This window comes from Pacificimonas flava (genome assembly GCF_000342165.1).
GTDB lineage: Bacteria > Pseudomonadota > Alphaproteobacteria > Sphingomonadales > Sphingomonadaceae > Pacificimonas > Pacificimonas flava.
Genome location: NZ_AMRV01000009.1, coordinates 90,342 through 111,924 on the forward strand (window position 1 = coordinate 90,342; position 21,583 = coordinate 111,924).

General features: G+C 64.8%; 22 protein-coding genes. 7 read left to right on the forward strand and 15 right to left on the reverse strand.

The window, feature by feature from the left end; all coding sequences use genetic code 11:
- The first annotated feature begins 79 nt into the window (after positions 1 to 79).
- Positions 80 to 541 (forward strand): hypothetical protein, encoded by a 462-nt coding sequence (locus tag C725_RS12115; RefSeq protein WP_038283177.1) that lies wholly within the window; start codon positions 80 to 82, stop codon positions 539 to 541.
- Positions 542 to 572: 31 nt separating this feature from the next.
- Here C725_RS12115 and C725_RS12120 read toward each other — a convergent pair whose 3' ends face one another.
- The 3 genes from C725_RS12120 to C725_RS12130 are packed head-to-tail and all read right to left on the reverse strand — an operon-like array spanning position 573 to position 3,010.
- The gene (locus C725_RS12120; protein WP_008603379.1) at positions 573 to 2,009 is read right to left on the reverse strand and encodes a sensor histidine kinase; all 1,437 of its coding nucleotides are present in this window, start codon (positions 2,007 to 2,009) and stop codon (positions 573 to 575) included.
- Positions 1,969 to 2,643, reverse strand: coding sequence for a response regulator transcription factor (locus C725_RS12125; RefSeq protein WP_008603380.1), 675 nt, complete (start codon positions 2,641 to 2,643; stop codon positions 1,969 to 1,971). Before C725_RS12125 ends, C725_RS12120 begins: the two co-directional genes overlap by 41 nt.
- Positions 2,644 to 2,692: 49 nt before the next feature.
- Positions 2,693 to 3,010, reverse strand: coding sequence for a PepSY domain-containing protein (locus C725_RS12130; protein ID WP_008603381.1), 318 nt, complete (start codon positions 3,008 to 3,010; stop codon positions 2,693 to 2,695).
- A gap of 131 nt (positions 3,011 to 3,141) precedes the next feature.
- Here C725_RS12130 and C725_RS12135 point away from each other — a divergent pair, with 131 nt between their 5' ends.
- The 4 genes from C725_RS12135 (at position 3,142) to C725_RS12150 (ending at position 7,095) form a co-directional block, all read left to right on the forward strand.
- Positions 3,142 to 4,935: an ABC-F family ATP-binding cassette domain-containing protein gene (locus C725_RS12135; protein WP_008603382.1), complete on the forward strand. Its 1,794-nt coding sequence runs from the start codon at positions 3,142 to 3,144 to the stop codon at positions 4,933 to 4,935.
- Positions 4,935 to 5,354 carry a secondary thiamine-phosphate synthase enzyme YjbQ gene (locus C725_RS12140; RefSeq protein ID WP_038283137.1) on the forward strand — a complete coding sequence of 140 codons (420 nt, stop codon included), beginning with the start codon at positions 4,935 to 4,937 and terminating at the stop codon, positions 5,352 to 5,354. The genes C725_RS12135 and C725_RS12140 overlap by 1 nt, the downstream gene beginning before the upstream one ends.
- A gap of 88 nt (positions 5,355 to 5,442) precedes the next feature.
- A complete protein-coding gene (locus tag C725_RS12145; RefSeq protein WP_008603384.1) occupies positions 5,443 to 6,426 on the forward strand; it encodes an HWE histidine kinase domain-containing protein in 984 nt (327 codons plus the stop codon).
- Positions 6,427 to 6,453: 27 nt separating this feature from the next.
- A complete protein-coding gene (locus C725_RS12150) occupies positions 6,454 to 7,095 on the forward strand; it encodes a glutathione S-transferase family protein (RefSeq protein ID WP_008603385.1) in 642 nt (213 codons plus the stop codon).
- 14 nt (positions 7,096 to 7,109) lie between these two features.
- Here C725_RS12150 and C725_RS12155 read toward each other — a convergent pair whose 3' ends face one another.
- The 9 genes from C725_RS12155 to C725_RS12195 form a co-directional block, all read right to left on the reverse strand.
- Complete coding sequence (locus tag C725_RS12155) at positions 7,110 to 8,903, reverse strand: ABC transporter transmembrane domain-containing protein (RefSeq protein WP_008603386.1); 1,794 nt, start codon at positions 8,901 to 8,903, stop codon at positions 7,110 to 7,112.
- Between the two features lie 87 nt (positions 8,904 to 8,990).
- Positions 8,991 to 9,344, reverse strand: coding sequence for a hypothetical protein (locus C725_RS12160; RefSeq protein ID WP_149864666.1), 354 nt, complete (start codon positions 9,342 to 9,344; stop codon positions 8,991 to 8,993).
- A 166-nt stretch (positions 9,345 to 9,510) separates the two neighbouring features.
- Positions 9,511 to 10,554, reverse strand: a complete 1,044-nt coding sequence (gene recA / locus C725_RS12165; RefSeq protein ID WP_008603388.1) for a recombinase RecA — start codon at positions 10,552 to 10,554, stop codon at positions 9,511 to 9,513.
- A gap of 122 nt (positions 10,555 to 10,676) precedes the next feature.
- Positions 10,677 to 13,112: a hybrid sensor histidine kinase/response regulator gene (locus tag C725_RS12170; protein ID WP_008603389.1), complete on the reverse strand. Its 2,436-nt coding sequence runs from the start codon at positions 13,110 to 13,112 to the stop codon at positions 10,677 to 10,679.
- Between the two features lie 186 nt (positions 13,113 to 13,298).
- Entirely contained in the window at positions 13,299 to 13,616 is a 318-nt protein-coding gene (locus tag C725_RS12175) for a polyhydroxyalkanoic acid system family protein (RefSeq protein ID WP_008603391.1), read from the reverse strand.
- Positions 13,617 to 13,689: 73 nt separating this feature from the next.
- Entirely contained in the window at positions 13,690 to 14,046 is a 357-nt protein-coding gene (locus tag C725_RS12180; protein ID WP_008603392.1) for a DUF1428 domain-containing protein, read from the reverse strand.
- Positions 14,047 to 14,094: 48 nt separating this feature from the next.
- Complete coding sequence (locus C725_RS12185; protein WP_008603394.1) at positions 14,095 to 14,550, reverse strand: SRPBCC domain-containing protein; 456 nt, start codon at positions 14,548 to 14,550, stop codon at positions 14,095 to 14,097.
- Positions 14,551 to 14,552: 2 nt separating this feature from the next.
- Positions 14,553 to 15,047, reverse strand: a complete 495-nt coding sequence (locus C725_RS12190; protein ID WP_008603396.1) for a VOC family protein — start codon at positions 15,045 to 15,047, stop codon at positions 14,553 to 14,555.
- Positions 15,044 to 15,841, reverse strand: coding sequence for a VOC family protein (locus tag C725_RS12195; protein ID WP_008603398.1), 798 nt, complete (start codon positions 15,839 to 15,841; stop codon positions 15,044 to 15,046). The genes C725_RS12190 and C725_RS12195 overlap by 4 nt, the downstream gene beginning before the upstream one ends.
- A 174-nt stretch (positions 15,842 to 16,015) precedes the next feature.
- On the opposite strand from C725_RS12195, the gene C725_RS12200 reads away from it, so the two are divergent.
- Positions 16,016 to 16,621, forward strand: a complete 606-nt coding sequence (locus C725_RS12200) for a winged helix-turn-helix transcriptional regulator (RefSeq protein ID WP_038283141.1) — start codon at positions 16,016 to 16,018, stop codon at positions 16,619 to 16,621.
- Here the strand turns inward: C725_RS12200 and gatB are convergent.
- The gene (gatB, locus tag C725_RS12205) at positions 16,618 to 18,102 is read right to left on the reverse strand and encodes an Asp-tRNA(Asn)/Glu-tRNA(Gln) amidotransferase subunit GatB (protein WP_008603402.1); all 1,485 of its coding nucleotides are present in this window, start codon (positions 18,100 to 18,102) and stop codon (positions 16,618 to 16,620) included. The genes C725_RS12200 and gatB overlap by 4 nt on opposite strands.
- Before the next feature lie 142 nt (positions 18,103 to 18,244).
- Here gatB and C725_RS12210 point away from each other — a divergent pair, with 142 nt between their 5' ends.
- Positions 18,245 to 19,333 (forward strand): AI-2E family transporter, encoded by a 1,089-nt coding sequence (locus tag C725_RS12210; protein ID WP_008603404.1) that lies wholly within the window; start codon positions 18,245 to 18,247, stop codon positions 19,331 to 19,333.
- A 3-nt stretch (positions 19,334 to 19,336) separates the two neighbouring features.
- On the opposite strand, the gene gatA is transcribed toward C725_RS12210, so the two are convergent.
- Positions 19,337 to 20,812 carry an Asp-tRNA(Asn)/Glu-tRNA(Gln) amidotransferase subunit GatA gene (gene gatA / locus C725_RS12215; protein ID WP_008603406.1) on the reverse strand — a complete coding sequence of 492 codons (1,476 nt, stop codon included), beginning with the start codon at positions 20,810 to 20,812 and terminating at the stop codon, positions 19,337 to 19,339.
- Positions 20,813 to 20,892: 80 nt separating this feature from the next.
- Positions 20,893 to 21,180, reverse strand: coding sequence for an Asp-tRNA(Asn)/Glu-tRNA(Gln) amidotransferase subunit GatC (gene gatC, locus C725_RS12220; RefSeq protein ID WP_008603409.1), 288 nt, complete (start codon positions 21,178 to 21,180; stop codon positions 20,893 to 20,895).
- Positions 21,181 to 21,583 lie beyond the last annotated feature (403 nt).

A 21,583-nucleotide genomic window follows, 5' to 3' on the forward strand; every position in this document is an offset into this window, starting at 1 on the left:
TGAACCCAAAACCGCGGGCGCTTGCCCTGCCGGCAATAGGGTGCAAAGAGATTCCTCCTTATGGGATAGGGAGTTGGTCTTGCTCACAATCATGATTGCCGCTGTCGCCGCTCAGCTATCAATGTCCGCCCCATGGGCGGAATTCAGCCGCTCCGGAGCGCTGAACCACGTCGACGAAACCGTAGAGATCAGCACGCAAGGTGGAAGATCGGAGAGGGGTCCGATCTACGAGCTTCGCTACACGACCGAGCGTTTGGACAGCGCTCCGGAAACCCGCTCGACCGACAGTGGTGCCTGCCCCGCCGCTCGCACCGTCGTAGAAAGCATGCGGGACATCGATACGCCCTCTCCCGCACCCTATGGCATTAACGGCAAGACTGCCGGAATCGTGCTCGACGGCGCCAGCTATCGCCTTCGCGTGCCCTCCTCGTACAAGACGGGGGACCTGACGATGACGTCCAATGCCGATACGCCGCTCGCGGAGTGGATAGACGCCTCCTTCGAGAGCTTTGCCTCCTGCTGGAAAGCCGAGCCCCGCTAAAGACCGGTTCGATTGCCCAGGGCCACCGGCTCTACTGCCGGGCGCGGGGAAGGATCAGACGGACGGTGAGGCCGCCGAGGTCTTCGCTTTCGCCAAGTTCGATCCGGCCGCTGTAGATTTCCGCGACGTCCTTGACGATCGCGAGGCCAAGCCCGGTTCCCGGCTTGTCCGTGTCGAGCCGTGTGCCGCGCTGAAAAATACGCGCCCGGGCGGTCTCTGGAATGCCGCGACCATCATCCTCAACGTCGATGAAGAAATGTCCGGTGCCGGCGGCGCCGACCGTGACGAACACCCGGCCGCCGCCATATTTCGCGGCATTGTCGAGAAGGTTGCCGGCCATCTCCTCAAGGTCCTGGCTTTCGCCCAGAAACTGTATGTCCCGTTCGCCGTCGAGGTCGATGGTGACGGCGCCGGGATACATGCGCTCCACAGTGCGGCGCAGCGCCTCCAGGCTGGGCCAGACGGCGCTGCGCATGTTCAGCGCACCGCGGCGACCGAGCGCGCGGGCCCGGGCCAGGTGATGATCGACATGGCGGCGCATGGAGGCCGTCTGCCGCCGCACCGTTTCGGCAAGCGGCGAGGCCTGCCCCTCGCTTTCGTTCATCAGCACGGTCATGGGGGTCTTCAGCGCATGGGCGAGGTTGCCGGCGTGACGCCGCGCGGATTCCGCCTGACTTTCCGCCTGTGCCAGCAGCGCGTTGATTTCCACCATCAGGGGGGCAACCTCCCGAACGAAATCGGTCGAAACGCGCTGCGCCCGCCCGGCGCGGACGGCCCCCACCTCCTGCCCCACCCGCCGGAGTGGCAACAGGCCGTAGGTCGCCTGCAGCGCCGCGAGGACGATCAGCACCAGGCCAAGGACACCCAGCGACCAAAAGACGGTCTTGCTGACCCGGCGCAGCTGCGCATCGAGAGCCGTGCGGTTCTGGCCGACCTGAAACTGGAATACCGTTCTGCTGCCGGGCAGCGTGGCGTCGAGCTGGGCGATACGCAACGGCTCGTCGCCGAACTGCTGATCATAGAACAACGTCTGGTCGGTGCCGGCCGGTGCGACGTCGAGGGCACGGTCCCAGAGAGAGCGGGAGCGATAGGGTGGCTGCCCGGTCCTCGACACCTGCCAGTAAAGACCCGACAGGGGCTCCAGGAATCGCTGCTCCGCCCAGTCACGGCTGAACCGAACCTCCCCTCGCGCGGACAGTTCGCTGCTGGCGATCATGGCCTGCAGCCGCTCTTCGAGCTGATTGTCGAACTGATCGGCAACGATGCCGCTGACGGTGCGGTCGAGGAAGAAGCCGCCGACGATCAGGGAAAAGGCGATCCACATCGCCGCGACCGCAAGCATGCGGCGCGCCAGCGTGCGCGGACCGAAGCGGCGCCCGACCCGCGCGAACAGGCCGCGCTGCGGCCCATCCTCCCCCGCGGGAACGTCAGGCGGGGCGGTTTTCGGGATCGTCGAGCGTGTAGCCAAGGCCGCGAATCGTTTCGATCAGCTCTGCACCGAGTTTCTTGCGAATACGCGTGATGAAAACCTCGATCGTATTGGAATCGCGGTCGAAGTCCTGATCGTAAATATGCTCGATCAGCTCGGTCCGGCTGACGACCTTGCCCTTGTGATGCATAAGATAGCTCAGCAGCTTATATTCCTGCGCGGTCAGGCGGACCGGCTGACCGCCGCGCGTTACGCGGCCGGAGCGCGTGTCGAGCCGCACGTCTCCCGCCGTCAGTTCGGAAGACGCGAGACCGGCGGAGCGGCGAATGAGCGCGCGCAGCCGCGCGATCAGCTCCTCCATCTTGAAGGGTTTGCCGAGATAGTCGTCAGCGCCGGAATCGAGGCCGGCCACCTTGTCGGACCAGCTGTCCCGCGCGGTCAGCACCAGCACGGGCATGGTCACACCCGCCTTTCGCCACTTGTCGAGAATCGTCAGCCCGTCCATCTCCGGCAGGCCGAGATCGAGGATGGCGGCGTCATAGCTTTCCTCCGCGCCCATGAAATGACCGTCCTCCCCATCCGTGGCGAGGTCGACGGCATAGCCGTTCGCTTCCAGGGTTTCCTTCAGCTGCTCGCCAAGGGTCGGTTCGTCTTCCACGATAAGGAGGCGCATGGGGTCTGCCCTTCTTCTGTCGGCCGGTGCGGCGGACGCGTGTCCCCCGCTATTCGTTGATGCGCAGGATATTGCCTGTTCGGGCGTCTACGTCCACCATTACGACCTTCCCCTCCCGCAGAAACTTCATGCGGTAGCGTGCGGCGTGGGGATCGCAGTCGCAGCCGAGGAACTTGCCGCCGACGACGCCGGCGACATTGCTGCGAATGTCACCAAGGCTGAGAAGACGCCCCGCCTCCCGCGCTTCGAGCGCCGCATCCTGATCGCGCAGCGCATCTTCGCTTTGCGCCTGGCCGGGAAACGCGGCCGGACCCAGCGCCGATGCGGCGAGCAAAAGCGATGCGATCAGGGGAGTTAGACGCTGCATTTGGACCCTATCCATGACGATGCCCGGAATAGGGTGCAAGCACTGAACGAGTGGTGAATGCGCCCCGTCCGTAGGGGCAGGCCGCCTCTCTGCTTGCAGGCGCGCCTGCCATATCCCAGATAGCGGCCTCCATGTCCGCTCCCATCGTCTCGCTCGAATCCATCGGCCTCAACCAGGGCACCTCCTGGCTGCTGCGCGGCCTTGATCTTTTCATCGGCGAACGCGACCGGCTGGCACTGATCGGACGGAATGGCGCCGGCAAGACCACGCTGTTCAAGATCATCGCCGGCCTGATCGACGTCGACGAGGGGCAGCGCAAGCAGCGGCCAGGCACCAAGATCGTCATCCTGTCCCAGGATCCGGCCGTGGCCGGCCACGCGACGCTGCGGGATTTCGCGCTTGCCGGAGAAGACGCACCGGAGGCGCATGCGGTCGAGGCGGTTGCCGATCAGATGGGTATCGACCTTTCGCGAGAGGCCGAAACGGCCTCAGGCGGTGAGCGGCGCCGCGCCGCCCTTGCCCGGGCCCTGGCATCGGAGCCCGACCTTCTTCTTCTCGACGAACCGACCAACCACCTCGATATCGCGGCAATCGAGTGGCTGGAAGGGTGGCTGCAGCGCTATGGCGGCGCTTTCGTCACCATCAGCCACGACCGGGAGTTCCTGAAGCGGCTAACGCGTTCGATCATCTGGCTCGACCGCGGCGCCATCCGCCGCAACGAGATCGGCTTCGGCGGATTCGAGGCATGGACGGAACAGATTTACGACGAGGAGGCGCGCGCCGCGCAGAAGCTCGACACGAAACTGGCGCAGGAGATGAAGTGGCTGCAGCGCGGCGTGACCGCGCGGCGCAAGCGCAATCAGGGCCGGCTGGAAAATCTGCACAAGCTACGCGCACAGCGGGCTTCCATGCTGGGCCAGCAGGGAAAGGCGAAGCTCGACCTCGACACGGACGATGCGAAGACCAAGGTGGTGATTGACGCCAAGGACATCTCGAAGACGTTCGATGGACGCCAGATCCTGAAACCGATGAGCTTCCGCATCCAGCGCGGCGACCGCATCGGTCTCGTCGGGCCGAACGGGGCGGGCAAGACCACCTTCCTGAAACTGCTGACCAAGGAACTGGAGCCCGATACGGGACGGGTGCGCCATGCCAAGACGCTGAGCGGTATTCTGATCGACCAGCAGCGCAGTCTTCTCTCCCCGGAAAAGCGCGTGCGGGATATCGTAGCGGAGGGCGGCGAGTGGGTCGAAGTGCGCGGCGAAAAGCGGCACATCGTCGGTTATCTGAAGGATTTCCTATTCACGCGGGAGGACGCTGATCGGCAGGTCAGCGCCATGTCCGGCGGCGAGCGCTCTCGCCTGCTGCTGGCCCGGGAATTTGCGCGGCCGTCGAACCTCCTCGTTCTCGACGAGCCGACCAACGACCTTGACCTTGAAACGCTCGACCTGCTGCAGGAAGTTATTGCCGACTATGACGGCACGGTCCTCCTCGTCAGCCACGATCGCGATTTTCTGGACCGCACGGTCAACATGGTGGTGGGCCTCGACGGATCCGGTGAGGTCGACATCGTCGCCGGCGGGTTCGCCGACTGGGAGGCGAAGCGCAAGCGGCGCACGACAGCCAAACCCTCGTCGAGATCGGGCTCCAGGTCCGCGCCCGCTGCGCCCCCACCGACGGACCGCGCCGAGCGGCTGTCGTTCAGGGACAAGCACGAGCTGGAGACATTGCCGAACCTAATTTCCGGCCTGGAACGCAAGATCCGCATCCACGAGACCGCGCTTGCCGACCCCGAGCTTTATGCGGCCGGTCCGGCGGCGGCGCAGAAGCTGGGGGAAGAACTGGACGCCCTCAAGGCGAGCCTCTCCGCGGCGGAGGATCGCTGGCTGGAACTCAGCGAGAAGGAAGAGGCGCTGGCGGGTTGATGCAACAGCACACCACCAGCCTGGATATCGAAACGCCCGGAAGCGGGCTTCACGAGGTGACGGCGCGCATCCGCGACTGGACAGCGAAGGCAGGCGTGCAAACGGGGCTCCTCACGATCTTCTGCCAGCACACGTCCTGCTCCCTTCTCATCCAGGAGAATGCCGCGCCCGCCGCGCGCCGCGATCTCGAAACCTATTTTGCGCGCATCGCCCCGGAAGATGCGACACGCTACGAACATGACGATGAGGGTCCGGACGACATGCCAGCGCACCTTCGTGCGGCGCTGACGCAGGTTCAGTTGAGCATACCGGTCATGGAGGGCTCGCTCGCGCTCGGGAGGTGGCAGGGCATCTACCTGTTCGAGCACCGGAGGCGTCCACAGGCCAGAACGCTCGCCCTGCACCTTCTCGGCAAATGAGCACGGGGTTGCCAGAAGAGCGGCTTTCTTCCCGAATACCGGGAACTTCCTCAGTGACGAGGCGTCTCATTCCATTCTGGACGAGCCTATGGACCGCGTAGATTACAGGCGCCTCTTCGACAGTCTTCCCGCGCCCTACATGCTGGTTGATTGCAATCTGAACATCATCGGCGCGAACGCGGTTTACCTCGCTACGGTGCGCCGCACGTCAGAAGACATCGTCGGCAAGAATGTTTTCGAAGCCTTTCCCGGCGATCCCGAACGCGTCGACGTCTTTCGGAACTCCGTTAAGGAGGCCATGACCGGCAAGCCGACAAATCTGGTGAAGGAATTGTTCAGCATCCCCGACGCCGATTCGCTGGGCGGAATGCGAGACGTCTGGTGGACCTGTTACCATGTTCCCCTGTACGGCAAGAACGGAGACATTGTCGGCGTTGCGCAAAGCGCGCTCGACGTCACTGCCGAGGTTCGCGCTGAGCGGCGTTCCAACCGTTTATCCCGTGAACTTCACCACCGCGTCCGCAATCAGCTGGCCTCGATCACGGCGATCGCCCATCGCACAGCGCGTGCCGCCGGTTCGCTTGACGAATTCAAAGGCTCTTTTCAGGCAAGGTTGGAATCCCTCGGCCGCACGCAGCAATTGCTGGCCGATGGCGACGGGCGGGGTGCCCTTCTAGGCGATCTTGTCAGGAACGAACTCAGCCCTTTCCTCCTGGAACCCGAATTGGACCGGCAAATCCGTGGTCCAGAGGTCCGTTTGATAGCAAGTCAGTTGCAACCGCTTGGGATGGCGCTGCACGAACTGGCAAGCAACGCCGCCAAATACGGCGCCCTTCGCGGGGAGGTTGGGACGCTTTCCGTCAGCTGGGAACGAGACGGTCCGCAGGTGACGCTTCGCTGGGAAGAGAAAGATGTCCCGGATGTGTCGATGGACGAGCGGGTTCGCGGTTTCGGCACGGACATCGTCGAAAAGCTACTCCCGGCCGAACTTGGCGGAAGCGTGCGACGAGAATTCCTCTCCGACGGGCTGCTCTGCACCATCACCTTTGCGATCCCCCACTATGTCGCATAGACCGGCGGGCAAAGGGAGGACATCGCCATGCTGACCGTTCATCATCTTCGCCAGTCGCAATCGGAACGGATCGTCTGGCTGTGCGAGGAACTTGAGCTCGATTACGAACTGAAGCTCTACGATCGCCGTCAAGACAACCGTCTTGCACCTGACGAATACAAGGCCCTGCACCCCATGGGGATCGCGCCCGTCATCACCGACGGCGATCTCGTTCTGGGCGAAAGCGGCGCCATCATCGACTATATCGCAGCGACCTATGGACCGGGCAGTCTCGTCCCGGCCCCCGATCATCCGGATTTCGCCCAGCATCTGTTCTGGCTGCACTGGTCGAACGGCACCTTCATGGCCACCATGATGATGCAGCTGATGCTGACCATGTCCGGCGCGCCGGAGGGCATGGCCCATACCTTCACCGCTGACCGTGCGCGACGCGGCTGGGAAATGGTCGAGCAGCGGCTGGGCGAGGCCCCGTTCTTCGGCGGCGCACAGCTGACGACGGCCGACATCATGATGGGCTATCCGCTGACGACGGCACGCGCCATGCGCGGCATTAAGCTGCGGGACGATCAGCCGAACCTGAAAGTCTATCTGCAAAGGATCGGGGAACGCCCGGCCTATCGCCGCGCGATGGAGAAGGCCGAACCGGGTATGGAGCCCGTGCTGAGCTGAGGGGCCGTTCCGACCTAGGCGGCATCATCGAACTGTAGCCGCGCAAGCCGAGCGTATAGCCCCCCCGCCGCCACCAGTTCGTCGTGCCGCCCCTCCGCGACGATGCGGCCGCCGTCCATGACGACGATCCGGTCCGCGCCGCGCACGGTGGCAAGGCGGTGCGCAATCACCAGCGTGGTCCGCCCCTGCATCAGCCTTTCCAGCGCCTGCTGCACCTCCCGCTCCGACTGGGCGTCGAGCGCGCTTGTCGCTTCGTCAAGGAGAAGGATGGGCGCGTCCCGCAGGATCGCACGCGCGATGGCGATACGCTGACGCTGGCCGCCCGACAGCCGCGTGCCCGCCTCTCCCAGGAAGGTGTCCAGCCCCTGCGGCAGTTCGCGCAGAAAGGCCGCGGCATTCGCTGCCTCGGCCGCTGCCCAGATCTCCCCCTCACTCGCATCCGGCCGGCCATAAGCGATATTGTCGCGCGCCGTGGCGGCGAAGACGACCGTTTCCTGCGGCACCACCGATAGCCGCGCGCGCAGGTCCGCCGGTGCCGCCTCCTCAATACGCACCCCATCCACCGAAATGCTGCCGGCCTGCGGGTCGTAGAAACGCTGGATCAGGCCGAACAGCGTCGACTTGCCCGCGCCGGAGGGGCCGACGATTGCGACCGTCTCGCCCGGCCGCACGTCCAGCGTCAGTCCATGCACGGCGGCGCTATCCGGCTTGGTGGGATAGCGAAACTCCACATCCTCGAAGCGCAGGGCGCCGGCGGCCGGACTGGGTAGAGAGTGCGGCTGGTCCGGCGGCCGGATCGCGGGCACCTGTTCCAACAGTTCCGCCATGCGCCCGGCCGCGCCCGCCCCGCGCATAATGTCGCTATAGGTCTCGGTCAGCGCGCCGAACGCCCCCGCCACGAGCGCGCTCGCGAAGATGAAGGCCGTGATCGTGCCGCCGGTGATGCCGCCGGTGATGACGTCGACCGCCCCCTCCCACAGGACCAGCGTGATGGCGCCGAAGATCAGCAGAATGACGAGAGAGGTCATGACCGCGCGAATGGCGATCCGCCGCTTTGCCGCCGTGAAGGCCTCATCGACGGCGGCGCCGAAGCGCCGGCTTTCGCGCGCTTCCTGCGTGAACGCCTGCACAATGCGGATCGCGCCCAACGTTTCCGATACCAGCGCGCCGACATCCGCGATGCGGTCGAGGCTCGTACGGCTGAGCGTTCGAACCTTGCGCCCGAAGAAGACAATTGGTGCAATCGTCAGCGGGATGACCAGCATCATCATACCTGTCAGCTTTGGGCTGAGGTAGAGAAGGTAGAGAATGCCGCCCGTACCCATGAACAGGTTGCGCAGCGTCACGGAGAAGCTCGTTCCGACGACCTGCTCGATGACGGAAGTATCCGCCGTCAGGCGCGAGGCGATCTCGGAGGGGCGATTTTCCTCGAAGAAGCCCGGATCGAGGCTGAGAAGATGAGCGTGCACCGTCCGCCGAAGGTCGGCAACGACCCGTTCGCCAAGCCACGAAACGAAGTAGAAGCGGATGGCGGTCGCAGCGGCAAGGACGACGACGACGCCCAGAAGCGCCGCGAAATAGGGGGCGATGGCGGACGGGTCGTCATTGCCGAAGCCACGGTCGACGATCAGCTTCAGCCCTTGCGGAATGGCGAGCGTTGCCGTCGCCGAAACGATGAGGGCAAGAAGTGCCGCGGCGAGATGACCGGGATACCGGCGCGCGAAATCCCAGATCAGCCGAAGCTTGGAGAGGCGCTTCGGCGCATCCTCTCCCGACAGGGTGCGCGAGTCTTGAAGGGTGTCTGACATGCCGGTTGCGGCCTATCAGGCGCCCCCCGCCCCGCCAAGTCGCCGGCGTCGGCAGATCCGTCGCCATTGTTCTTCAGTCGACAACGGTCAGCCCGTGGGCGGCCAGCTGATCGGCAGCACGGCGGTGCCGCCCTTCCGCTGCGGCGGCGGCGGGAACTGCGGCAGCGTCAGCATCAGATCGTCGGTCGCCCGTGCAAGAATGTCGCTCGAACAGCGCGGCGCCACATCGTAGCGCGTGACAAGGCCGTTGCCGTCGACGGTGATCGTCAGATTGGTCCGGCACGAGACGCCGCGCAGTTCCGCCGAACGTGGCATGACCTGGTGACTGACGATATGCGATACGGCGCGCTCTCGCCAGGCTGCCTTTACGGGGCCGGCCCATGCCAGAACGGCCGGCGCGACCATCAGCATACCGATACCAAGAGCGGATAGACTCTTCACGTGGTTCTACTCCCAAAAGCTGCTCGCCACTCCGATGGAGTGGCGTTCGGCAGCGGATTAGGAGGATCAGCGTAAGCGAGGTCTTAACGAAATATGAAAGTTCGGAGGCGCCCATATTGCAGATTTATGAGCGCCGCCCCAAGGGCATCTCGAACCGGGAAAAGGTTTACTCCTTCCCCTCCAGCAATGCCTCGTCCACTTCGTTGGACTTTCCGCGAATGGCCTTTTCGATGCGGTCCAGCATCTCCGGATTCTCGTTCAGGAATGTTTTGGCGTTCTCGCGGCCCTGACCGATGCGCGTGGAATCGTAACTGAACCAGGCGCCCGCTTTCTCGACAATGCCAGCCTTCACACCCAGATCGAGGATCTCGCCGGTTTTCGAAATGCCCTCACCGTACATGATGTCGAATTCGACTTGCCGGAACGGCGGCGCGACCTTGTTCTTCACCACCTTCACGCGCGTCGTGTTGCCGACGATCTCGTCCCGGTCCTTGATCTGCCCCGTGCGGCGAATATCGAGGCGGCAGGAGGCATAGAATTTCAGCGCATTGCCGCCCGTGGTCGTTTCCGGATTGCCGTACATGACGCCGATCTTCATGCGCACCTGGTTGATGAAAATCACGGTTGTACGCGACCGGTTGATGGAACCGGTCAGCTTGCGCAGCGCCTGGCTCATCAGGCGGGCCTGCAGGCCGACATGGCTGTCGCCCATCTCGCCCTCGATCTCCGCGCGCGGCGTCAGCGCCGCGACGGAATCCACGACAAGAACATCGACGGCGTTGGACCGCACCAGCGTGTCGGTGATCTCGAGCGCCTGCTCTCCCGTATCGGGCTGCGACACGATCAGCTCGTCGATATCGACGCCCAGTTTCTTGGCATAAATCGGGTCGAGCGCATGCTCGGCGTCAACGAAGGCGGCAGTGCCGCCGGTCTTTTGCGCCTCTGCGATGGCATGCAGCGCCAGCGTCGTCTTGCCGGAGCTTTCCGGGCCGTAGATCTCGATGATACGGCCACGCGGAAACCCGCCGACGCCCAGCGCCAGATCGAGACCGATCGAGCCTGTGGAAATCGCCTCGATCTCCTGCTTTTCCTGCTGACCCAGCTTCATGGCCGAGCCCTTGCCGAATGCCCGGTCTATCTGTGCGAGCGCCGCATCCAGCGCCTTCTGCTTGTCCATACCGCTCTCTACCACCTTCAGCGCTGCCGACATGTCCGAGCCTCCCTAACCGGCCCCCGGGGGCCATTCAACATGCACAGCACGTACCCCGTTTGTTCTCCTGTCGCAAGCGGAAAGTTCCTATTCTGTTCCGAGCCACCTTGCATGTGACGGGTTCAGGATTTCAGGGCTTCCCGAACCGTTTCCGCCACTTCGGCGACGCTGAAGGGTTTGGCGAGAAAACCGGCATCGTCGATTTCGACGGAACTGCGCAGTTGCTCCTCGGCATATCCGGACATGAAGATGATCTTCAGGCCCGGATATGTCTCCCGCGCCTTGGCGACGAGCGTCGGCCCATCCATGACGGGCATGACGACGTCCGTGACGAGAAGGTCCGGGGGCACGTCCATCGCCGCGAGCTTCTCCAGCGCCTCTTCCCCATTCTCGGCGGTAATCACATCATAGCCCTTGCGGGTGAGCGCCCGCTGTGCGACCGCCCGCACCATCGCCTCGTCTTCGGCGATCAGGATCGTGCCGCTTCCGAAGGCGATATCCTCGACCGCCCGCGCGCGGCGCTGCGCGGGCACCTCCACCGGCGCTTCCTGCGCCGGCAGGTAGATGGTGAAGGTCGTGCCTTCCCCTTCCACCGAATCGGCAAAGATGAAGCCGCCCGTCTGCTTGACGATTCCATAGACGGTGGAGAGGCCCAGGCCGGTGCCGCGGCCAACCTCCTTCGTCGTGAAGAAGGGTTCGAATATCTTGGTCTGCACGTCCGCGGGAATGCCCGTACCCGTATCCTCGACGGCGATGGCGACGTAATCGCCGGGGGGCATTCCCTCCCGCCGCAGCCGCTTCGTTTCGAGCGGCCCCACCGCGAAGGTGCGGATGGTGAGCTCTCCGCCCGCCGGCATGGCGTCGCGCGCGTTGACGGCCAGGTTGATGATGACCTGCTCCATCTGGCCGGGGTCCGCCCGCACGGGATCGAGGCCGCGGCCATGCTCCACCTTCAGCGACACCCGCTCACCCAGCAGCCGCTTCAAGAGATGCGATAGTTCGCCGACGATGTCCGACACCTGCAGAAGCTGCGGGCGGAGCGTCTGCTGGCGCGAAAAGGCGAGCAGCTGCCGCACCAGATTGGCCGCGCGATTGGCGTTCTGGCGCACCTGGTTGATGTCGTCGAAGTCCGGATCGCCCGGTGCGTGGCGCATCATCATCAGGTCGCAATAACCGATGATCGCCGTCAGGATATTGTTGAAGTCATGCGCGACGCCGCCGGCGAGCTGGCCGACCGCCTGCATCTTCGTCGCCTGCGTAATCTGCCGTTCCAGCTTCACCTGCTCGCGGTTGTCCTTCAGCGACAGGACGACGGCAGGACCGCCGCTCCAGGGCGCACGGCCGATGGTCAGCATGACGGGATCGTCCGGCCGATGCTTCAGCCGCACGCGCAGATCGCGCACGCCCTCCGCCGCCAGCGCACGCCGCACGAGGTTGGAAACCGGCGTCTTGTCATCGTCGCTGACCAGGTCCGAAGGATAAAGAAGCCCCTCATGATCCTCGCTGATCCCCGCCGCCGCGCGAAACGCCTCGTTCATGAAGACGAGCTGGCCGTCCCGGTCGGCCATGGCGAGGCCGATGGGAAGCACGCCCATAAGCTGCGGCAGATCGGCGGGCGGATGCTCCTCGGTCACATGCTGCGGTTCCCGTTCGCGCAGCAGGAACAGATAGGCCTCCGCCGATTCCGCGTCGGCATCCTCGGACAGCGGCAGGCGCGACAGGGCGACCGGCACGACGCGCGGCTCCATCGTCCCCGTGTCCGCCTCGACGAAGGCGCTTCCGCCGCTTTCCATGCGGATCATACCGCCAAGATTGCCGCCGACGCCGGGCGGTTGCCGCCCGATCATTTCCCGAAATGCAGCATTGCCCGCCAGCACCCGGCCGGCATCGTCGGCCATGACGCAGGCAAAGCCGGCCCGGCCGAGCCAGGTGCCGAGCAGGCCCTGCAGCATTTCGCGGACATCGTCGACGGCCTTGTCGACGCGTTCCCGCCGCAACGTCCAGAGCAGATAGTCGCGGCCCTGCTCGGCTGGCCTCACCGTCATGCGCAGACGTCGCGCCAGCCCGTCCTCCCCCGTCAGCTCCAGGTCTGCGAACCCGGTGCCGTCGCGGCGTGCGGCGGCTGCCGCGGCGCGGAGCTCGTCATGGCCCGGAATTCCGGGCGGCACGAGATCGAGAGGCGTCGGAAAGCCAGCCGCACGCAGGCCATAGGCGGCGTTTGCGGAGACGAGCCGGCCGTCGGCATCGGTGATCGCGAGCGCCACCTGCTGTGATTCGAGCGCAGCGCGAACCAGCGCCCAGTCAATGCGGCCGCCGCCCCGCTTGGCGCGGCCGAATGCGGCTGCGTAGGCGATGGTGGTGGCCGCCAGCACGACCGCCAGGAACAACGCCGCGAACTGCCAGACACCAAGCGCGTAGCCCACCAACGCTGCCGAACCGATCGCCAGAACGATGACGGCGGCCACCACCGCCCACATTCCGCGAGTCACACCCGGCAGACTGGGCCATTCGGTCGGGTCGGGCAATTGATCCGCCCGCACCGGTACCTCTGTCGCCATTCGCATCCCTCTCCCAGCCGTCCTTCAAAGTGCGGCTCCGCACGTCTACGGACGTAACGCTTCTACCACCCCTCCAAAAGGTTAAGGCAAATGCTTAATGCCGCCCGCGCCCTTTGGCGAGACAGTCCAGAAATCTTTCGGTGATTGCAATATGATGACCCACGGCCTTGACCGGCCGCGACAGGATCAGCGCGGCCGGCGCTTGTCCTCCAGCATGTCGCGCGTACCGCGTCCCAGCATGCCGGCAATCTTGTCCCCCATCGCCGCCAGCATGCCGCCGAGCGTGATGGTCACGAGAACGCGGTCCTCCAGAACCTCCATGCGCGCCGACGCGCTCTGGCCGAGGGCAGCATAATCCATCAGCATCGCGTCGCCTTCCCAGCGGTGATCCGCGCGCCCGCCCGGCAGCATGGACAGGAGTTTCGGCAGACCGTCCTCCATGCGCCGCTTCGCCTCTGCCTTCCCGAGTTTGTGCGGCACGTCCTGCTGAAACGTCTTTTCCATGACACGGAAGATGGCCCGGGCGTCTTATCTTTGCAAGACGCCCGGGCGATCTGGTGTGATGAGCCTGAACCGGTCAGCGGCTGGTCTGCCAGATCGGCTCGAAGCCGCCCCAGAACATGCGCTTGCCGTCGAAGGGCATGTCGCCCGGCATCTGCATGTCCGGGTCGGACTGCATGGCGGCGGCCGCCTTGTCGCAGGTTTCGCGGTCGGGCCATATGATCCAGGAGAACACGACGGTTTCGCCCTCTTCGGCCTTCACGGCACGGTGGAAGTCTGTGGTCTCACCCTTGGGAAGGTCGACACCCCACGCTTCCATGGTCTCGATCGCCCCATGCTTCTTCAGGTACGACCAGAAGGATTCCGCCATCTCACGGTACGCCGCCTTCTTCGTTTCCGGCACGGGCAACACGAAGCCTTGAACATAGGTCATGGTTAAGCCTCTCCTTCCTCCTCATTGAAATCGGCATGGGGCCACATTTCAGCGCCCCTCCGCAAGAGCCGCAAGTTGCTCAGCGACTGCGGTCCAGCCGGGCTCGAACCCCATCTCCCGATGCTGCGTCAACGCAGCCGCGTCCCAGTGGCGGGCAGCAGCGGTGTAGCGCGTTCCGGTCCCCTCCGGCTCGAACCGGAAATCCGCGACCATCATGAACCCGGATTGCGGGATCCATCCGGCGGAAAGGGTCGTGGTGAAAACGATGCGCCGTCCGGGCTCCACCTCCAGAAAGACGCTTTCGCCCGTCTCCGCTTCGCCCTCCGGCCCGCGCATCGTACTTGCGAAACGGCCACCGGCGCGCAGGTCCATCTCCTCGACGTGGGTCGTCCACGGACGCGGCGCCCACCAGTCGGCAAGGCGGCCGACCCAGATGTCGAACACGCGCTGCGGTGAGGCGTCGATGTAACGCGTGACCCTGAGCTCATGCGGCGAGGTGCCCATGACTATTCTCCTCGCGCGGCCCGTTCCAGCGCTGCAATCTCGATCTTTACCATGGTCATCATGGCCTCGAAGCTACGCTTTGCCACGTCCTTGTCAGAACTTGAGTTGAGTTCCAGAAGGCGCTTCGGCGTGATCTGCCAGCGCAGGCCGAAACGGTCCTTCAGCCAGCCGCAGGCGACCGGTTCGCCGCCGCCCTCGATCAGCCCGTCCCAAAGCCGATCGATTTCTTCCTGCGTGTCGCAGGTCAGCATGATGGACACGCTGTCGTTGAATTCGGCATGCCCCTCTGCCGGTCCGCCGTTCATGGCAATGAAGGGCCGGCCGTTCAGCGTGAAGTCTACGGTGATCAGGCTGCCGGCCTTCGGTCCCGGCGTATCGGCGGGTGCGTGAAGCCGGTCGCCGAGGGCGGAATTCGGGACCAGCGATGTATAAAGCGTCGCGGCCTCCTCGGCCTGTCCGTCGAACCACAAGAAGGTGATGGGTTCGGAAATGGTCATGATGCATCTCCCTTGGGGCCGGCCACCAGGGCAAAGGCGGCTCCCTGCGGATCGATGCCGTTCAGGATCCATGCGCCACCGGGGACCTCCATCGGCCCGCTCGTGACCGTGCCGCCATTTGCCTCGACGGAGGCCTTGGCGGCGTCGATATCGGGAACCGTGAAATAGAACTGCCAGACCGGCGGCCCCGACCAATCGGAACCGGCCGTCATCATCGCGCCGGCTGCCATGTCCTCGCCCGGCGCCGCGGCGGTCCAGCCGAACATCTGGTAGATGCCCATTTCCCCCATATCCATGCGGTCCACCTCGGCCCAGCCGAACTCGCCCGTGTAGAACGACCAAGCCGCGCCCCGGTCGGTCGTCATCAATTCGTGCCAGCCGATCTGGCCGGGCGTCATCTGGTGCGGAGCTTCTCCCGGCAGTCCCTCCGGTTGGAACAGTCCAAGGACGACACCCTGCGGATCGGCGATCATCGCCATGCGCCCGACCCCCGGAATGGCTTCGGGTTCGACATGCACGGCAGCGCCGGCGCCCTTGGCGGAGGTTAGAGCCTCGCTCAAATCCTCAACCCAGATCTGTCCCAACCAGACCGGCCCGGCACCCTTGGCGCTTTCCGGGATTGTGAAGATGCCGGCAGCGGGGCCGCTATCAGCGGACATCAGCGTGTAGCGCATCTGGCTCTGCCCGGAGTCCGAAGCCGTCCACCCGACCACCTGCGCATAAAAGGCCTCGGCCGCGTCCATGTCGGTCGTCATCAGCTCGTACCAGATGAACGATCCGGGTGCCTTTGCCATAGCTCCACCTCCTCCCGCGTGATGATTCGACTCGTCACTCGCCTCGGGGTTGATGATAAGCGGCCTAGGTTCTATTTTACAACCTATTCGTTAGAACTTTTAAGCACGGAGGCTCAAACGTCTGAACTTAAAAAAAAACGGCGTTACGACGACGCCTGCGCCGCCGCTCATGCCATGGATCTGGTGGGGGAACGCTGGGCGCTGCCCGTGGCGAGAGAGTTGATGTTGGGGCCGAAGCGCTTTGCCGATTTGAAGCGGGCTATGCCGGGCATCAGTGCGCCGGTCCTGTCGCAGCGCCTGAAGGATCTGGAAGAGGTCGGCGTGCTCGTGCGAGAAACCATGGGTCCGCCCGTATCGGCACAAGTGTATCGGCTGACCGAATGGGGGTTGGAGCTCGAGGGCGTGCTGCAGGCGCTTGGCAATTGGGCAGTGAAGTCGCCGTTTCGCGATCCCGATGCGCCGATGGCCGTCACGTCGCTGATCCTGTCGCTGCGGACGATGTTCTCGGCCGAGGCGGCGGCAGAGATGGCGGCCCGCATCCAGCTCGTCTTGGATGGCGAGCCATTTCGTATGCTTATCGAGAATGGCACGCTGGAAATCGACCGGGGCACCGAGCCGTCCGCCGATGCCGCGCTGGCGGGAACGCCTGACGCAATCGTCGCCTTCGTCTACAATGATATACCGCTAGACAGGCTCGAGCGGGCCGGCGGCCTGTCGGCGTCCGGCGACCGCAGGATCATTGCAGCCCTTCCCTCGATATTCGCGCTCCTTTCGGGCTAGGCCAAAGCCTTTTTCAGCAGATCGTTGACCACGGCCGGATTGGCCTGGCCCTTCGTCGCCTTCATGGTCTGACCGACGAAAAAGCCGAACAGCTTGTCCTTGCCGCCGCGATACTCGGCGACCTTGTCGGCATTGGCCTCCAGCACCTTGGCGATCTCCGCCTCGATAGCGCCGGTGTCCGACACCTGCTTCATGCCGCGTTCCTCGACGATCTTCGCCGGATCGTCGCCCGTTTCCACCATGATGGCAAAGACGTCCTTCGCAAGCCGCCCCGACAGCGTGCCATCACCGATCAGCGCCAGCAGTTCCGCGCCCTGAGCCGCGGAAATGGGGCTGTCGGTAATGCTTCGCCCGGCGGCGTTCAGGGCGCCGAACAGGTCGCCAATGATCCAGTTCGCGGCGGCCTTCCCGATGTCGGCGGCCTCCTTCTCCTGTTTCAGCGCCGTCTCGTTCAGCAGCAGCTCGAAATAGGCCGCGGTTTCCTGATCCGCCGTCAGCACGCCGGCATTATAGGGGCTGATGCCAAGCTGCTCGATATAGCGGATGCGCTTCGTATCCGGCAGTTCGGGCAGGTCCTTGCGGCACGCCTCGATAAAGGCGTCATCGAATTCCAGCGGCAACAGGTCGGGATCGGGGAAGTAGCGATAATCATGCGCCTCCTCCTTCGACCGCAGCGGCCGCGTTTCCATGCGCGCGGGATCGAACAGGCGGGTCTCCTGATCGACGGTGCCGCCTGCCTCCAGCACCTCCACCTGCCGCTGCGCCTCATATGCGATGGCCGCCTCCACGAAGCGGACGGAGTTCACATTCTTGCACTCGGTGCGCGTGCCCAGCCCCTCGCCGGGTCGGCGAACCGAGACGTTGACGTCGGCCCGCATCGACCCCTGATCCATGTTGCCGTCGCAAGACCCGACATAGCGCAGGATGGAGCGCAGTTTCCGCACATAGGCCCCCGCTTCCGCCGGGGAACGCATGTCAGGCTTTGACACGATTTCCATCAGCGCGACGCCCGACCGGTTCAGGTCGACGAAGCTGTAATCCTTATGCTGGTCGTGCATCGACTTGCCCGCATCCTGCTCCAGATGGATGCGCTCGACGCCGATATCCTTGGTGGCGCCCTCCTCAGGCTCCACGGTGATGACGCCCTCGCCGACAATGGGGTGCGCGAACTGGCTGATCTGGTAGCCTTGCGGCAGATCGGCATAAAAATAATTCTTGCGGTCGAAGCGTGACCATTTGTTGATTTCGCAGTTCAGCGCGACACCCGTGCGCACCGCCTGACGCACCGCCTCTCCGTTAATGACCGGCAACATGCCCGGCATGGCCGCATCGACCAGGCTGACCTGCGTGTTCGGTTCTGCACCGAAAGCCGTCGCGGCGCCGGAGAACAGCTTCGCCTTTGTCGTCACCTGGGCGTGAACCTCAAGACCGATGACGACTTCCCACTCGCCGGTTTCGCCATGGATTCGGTAATCGCTCATCGTCCGCAAACTCTTTTCATCCTGGGGAGCCAATTGGCTGCATGTCTGTTGCCTCCCATACAAAGCGAAGCGGGCGGCGAACAAGCCGCGCCATCATAAAAAGACGGCGCGCTTCCTACGGCGCGCGGAAAAGGGAGTGCCCATGACGGACGGACGCGCGGCGGAGCACGGGGACGAGCGGCCCGGCCGCAAGCCTGTTCATAACGGCGTCACGGCGGACCTGCCGCGATTTGCCATCCGCATCGTCGCCGCCATCGCGCTGTTCGGACTCGCCTGGCTGCTCTGGCGCCTGCACGACGTCCTCCTTCTCCTCTTCGCGGCCGTCCTGATCGCGGTCATCCTGCACGCGGCGGCGGGGGCGATCCGCCGGTTCCTGCCGATACCGGAGGGCGCGGCGCTGGCGCTCGCGGGCATCCTCATCCTCGCCTTTGCCAGCTTCTCGGCCGCCATCTTCGGGCGAGAGGTCAGCCGCCAGCTAAGCAGTCTGGGCGACATCCTGCCCGGCGCTCTTGAGGCGCTGCGCGACTGGATCGGCGCTGACCGGGCACAGGCGCTGCAGGATCAGCTCATGCCGTCGGGAACCACCCTGGCGGGATGGGCGGAGCAGGTCTTTGCGATTTCGACGGGGGTCCTGTCCGCCCTCGTTCTCGCCATTGTCGGCGGCGTTTATCTTGCCGCGAATCCAGATCTCTATCGGCGCGGCGCGCTACGGCTGCTACCACGCGGCGCGCGCCCGGCCGTGCGGGATTTTTTCGATCACACCGGTATCGCCATGAAGCGTTGGCTGTTTGCGCGGCTATCCGCCATGCTCGTCATCGGCGTCATCACCTATGCGGGTCTTACCGTTATCGGTGTCCCTTCCGCCCTCGCGCTCGGTCTCATCGCCGGAATTCTGGAGTTCGTTCCGTTCGCAGGCCCCATCCTCGCGGCGGTTCCGGCCCTGTTACTGGCGCTGACGGTCGGGCACTCGACCTTCTTCCTGACCGCCGGCCTGTATCTCGGGATCCAACAGATTGAGGGCAATCTGCTGACGCCGCTGTTCCTCAAACAGGCCGTCGACCTGCCCCCCGCCGTAACGCTGTTCACCCTTTTCATCTTTGGCGCGATGTTCGGCGTGGTCGGCGTGCTCCTCGCCGGCCCGCTGACCGTCGTCGCCTATATCGCCGTGCGCTCGCTATGGATGGAGCGTGCGTTGGAGGAGGATGTCACCTACGCCGCGGAAGAGGACTGAGGCCTACCACCATTTGTCCGGCACGCCGGCAAAGCCCGCCGCCCGTTCCAAGGCGTAGCCGGCGTTCAGCACGCCTTCCTCGTCCAGCGCCTTGCCGATCAGTTGCAGGCCGAGCGGCAGGCCATCGTCGCTGAGGCCGGCCGGTACGCTCATGGCGGGAAGGCCCGCAAGGCTCGCCGGCACGCAGAAGACGTCGTTCAGGTACATGGCGATGGGATCGTCGACCTTGTCACCCATGGCAAAGGCGGCGCTCGGCGCCGTCGGCGCCAGCAGGAGGTCGCAGCGTTTCCAGGCCTCGTCGAAATCGCGCTGGATCAACGTGCGAACCTTCTGCGCCTTCAAGTAATAGGCGTCGTAATAGCCGGCGGAGAGGACGTAGGTGCCGATCATGATGCGGCGTTTCACCTCGTCGCCAAAACCGGCGGAGCGCGTCGCCTCGTACATGTCGATCAGATTGCCGCCCTCGGGCGCCTCGCGCAGGCCGTAACGCACGCCGTCATAGCGGGCGAGATTCGACGACGCCTCTGCCGGGGCGATGATGTAATAGGTGGGCAGCGCATATTTTGTGTGCGGCAGCGACACCTCCACAAGCTCGGCGCCGGCATCGCGCAGCATGTCCGCACCGCGCTGCCACAGCGCATCGATTTCGGCCGGGATGCCGTCGATCGTATATTCCTTCGGAATGCCGACCGTCTTGCCCTTCAGGTCGCCGGTCAGCGCCGCCTCGAAATCGGGTACGGGCAGATCCAAACTTGTCGAATCCTTGGGATCGAAACCGCACATGGATTTCAGAAGGATGGCGCAGTCGCGCACGTCGCGCGCCATTGGGCCCGCCTGATCGAGCGAGCTGGCGAAGGCGACGACGCCCCAGCGGCTGCAGCGGCCATAGGTCGGCTTGATTCCGGTGATGCCGGTGAAAGCGGCGGGTTGACGGATCGAACCGCCCGTGTCCGTTCCGGTCGCGCCCGCGCACAGGCGCGCGGCCACGGCGGCGGAGCTGCCGCCCGACGATCCGCCCGGCACCAGTGCCTCGTTGCCCTTGCCGCGCCACGGGTTCGTCACCTTGCCCCAGGCGCTCGTTTCGTTGGAGGAGCCCATGGCGAACTCGTCCATGTTCAGCTTGCCCAGCATGCCGGCGCCGTCCGCCTTCAGCTTTGCGCTGACGGTGCTTTCATAGGGCGGCGTGAAGCCCTTCAAAATGTTCGAACCGGCTGTGGATTCCACCCCCTCCGTGCAGAACAGGTCCTTGATGCCCAGCGGAATGCCGGCCAGCGGCTTCGCCTCGCCCCTTGCCAGTGCCGCGTCCGCCGCCTCCGCCGCCTGCAGCGCCACTTCCGGCGTTTCCACCGTGAACGCGTTCAGCGCCCGCGCGCCGGCAACCGCGTCATTGTGCGCCTCTGCCAAATCCTTGGCCGAAAACGCCTTGGCGCGCAGCCCGTCGCGCATGGCGGAAAGCGTCAGGTCGGTCAGCTTGGTCACGTCGGCAATATTCCTTCTTACATCCCGCGGGCTCGGCGGCGGGGCAAATCCGTTCGGGGCGGGTGGCGGGCGGCAGCCGCCTATTCGATGACCTTGGGAACGGCGAAGAAGCCGTGCATCGCCTTCGGCGCGTTCGACAGCACCTTGTCCTGCACGCCGCCGTCCGTCACCGCATCCTCGCGCCAGCGCAGCGCGTTCGGAATGACGGTCGACAGCGGCTCCACGCCGTCCGTGTTCACCTCGCCAAGCTGTTCGACCCAGTCGAGGATGTTCGACAACTCCTTGGCCATCGGCTCCACGCGCTCCTCCGGCATCTGGATACGGGCAAGATGCGCGATCTTGCGGACGGTTTCGGGGCCGATCGACATGCACACTCCACTTTTCGAAATCGCCCGCGGCACTAGCAGAGCGCGCGGCGCGGCGGCAAGCGGCGGTTGCGCCGGGCCGCCCCGCACCCTCAACCGTCATCTCGGCGAAGGCCGGGACCCACGCCATTCCGGTCGGCACCGTTGCCTTGCCTGCACCCTCGGGAGGTGGACCCCGGCCTAGGCCGGGGCGACGATTTGGGCTTGGCGGAGGGAACGGCACCGGGCGGCCAGGCAACTACGGGAATCGGCAAGCGGGGAAGCGGCGCACGGACCGCCCCCCCTTCGCCCTTCCCCAACCGTCATCCCGGCGGTTTATATTTCGCGCGAGGGGAACGGCACCGGGTTCACGGACCGCACCCCTTCGCCAACCCCTCAACCGTCATCCCGGCGAAGGCCGGGATCC

Bases quoted from the DNA above. Each gene is read 5' to 3' on its own strand.
- C725_RS12125 (WP_008603380.1), bottom strand. From the start codon at position 2,643: ATGCGCCTCCTTATCGTGGAAGACGAACCGACCCTTGGCGAGCAGCTG.
- C725_RS12130 (WP_008603381.1), bottom strand. From the start codon at position 3,010: ATGCAGCGTCTAACTCCCCTGATCGCATCGCTTTTGCTCGCCGCATCG.
- C725_RS12135 (WP_008603382.1), top strand. From the start codon at position 3,142: ATGTCCGCTCCCATCGTCTCGCTCGAATCCATCGGCCTCAACCAGGGC.
- C725_RS12140 (WP_038283137.1), top strand. From the start codon at position 4,935: ATGCAACAGCACACCACCAGCCTGGATATCGAAACGCCCGGAAGCGGG.
- C725_RS12145 (WP_008603384.1), top strand. From the start codon at position 5,443: ATGGACCGCGTAGATTACAGGCGCCTCTTCGACAGTCTTCCCGCGCCC.
- C725_RS12150 (WP_008603385.1), top strand. From the start codon at position 6,454: ATGCTGACCGTTCATCATCTTCGCCAGTCGCAATCGGAACGGATCGTC.
- C725_RS12155 (WP_008603386.1), bottom strand. From the start codon at position 8,903: ATGTCAGACACCCTTCAAGACTCGCGCACCCTGTCGGGAGAGGATGCG.
- recA (WP_008603388.1), bottom strand. From the start codon at position 10,554: ATGTCGGCAGCGCTGAAGGTGGTAGAGAGCGGTATGGACAAGCAGAAG.
- C725_RS12170 (WP_008603389.1), bottom strand. From the start codon at position 13,112: ATGGCGACAGAGGTACCGGTGCGGGCGGATCAATTGCCCGACCCGACC.
- C725_RS12175 (WP_008603391.1), bottom strand. From the start codon at position 13,616: ATGGAAAAGACGTTTCAGCAGGACGTGCCGCACAAACTCGGGAAGGCA.
- C725_RS12180 (WP_008603392.1), bottom strand. From the start codon at position 14,046: ATGACCTATGTTCAAGGCTTCGTGTTGCCCGTGCCGGAAACGAAGAAG.
- C725_RS12185 (WP_008603394.1), bottom strand. From the start codon at position 14,550: ATGGGCACCTCGCCGCATGAGCTCAGGGTCACGCGTTACATCGACGCC.
- C725_RS12190 (WP_008603396.1), bottom strand. From the start codon at position 15,047: ATGACCATTTCCGAACCCATCACCTTCTTGTGGTTCGACGGACAGGCC.
- C725_RS12195 (WP_008603398.1), bottom strand. From the start codon at position 15,841: ATGGCAAAGGCACCCGGATCGTTCATCTGGTACGAGCTGATGACGACC.
- C725_RS12200 (WP_038283141.1), top strand. From the start codon at position 16,016: ATGGATCTGGTGGGGGAACGCTGGGCGCTGCCCGTGGCGAGAGAGTTG.
- gatB (WP_008603402.1), bottom strand. From the start codon at position 18,102: ATGAGCGATTACCGAATCCATGGCGAAACCGGCGAGTGGGAAGTCGTC.
- C725_RS12210 (WP_008603404.1), top strand. From the start codon at position 18,245: ATGACGGACGGACGCGCGGCGGAGCACGGGGACGAGCGGCCCGGCCGC.
- gatC (WP_008603409.1), bottom strand. From the start codon at position 21,180: ATGTCGATCGGCCCCGAAACCGTCCGCAAGATCGCGCATCTTGCCCGT.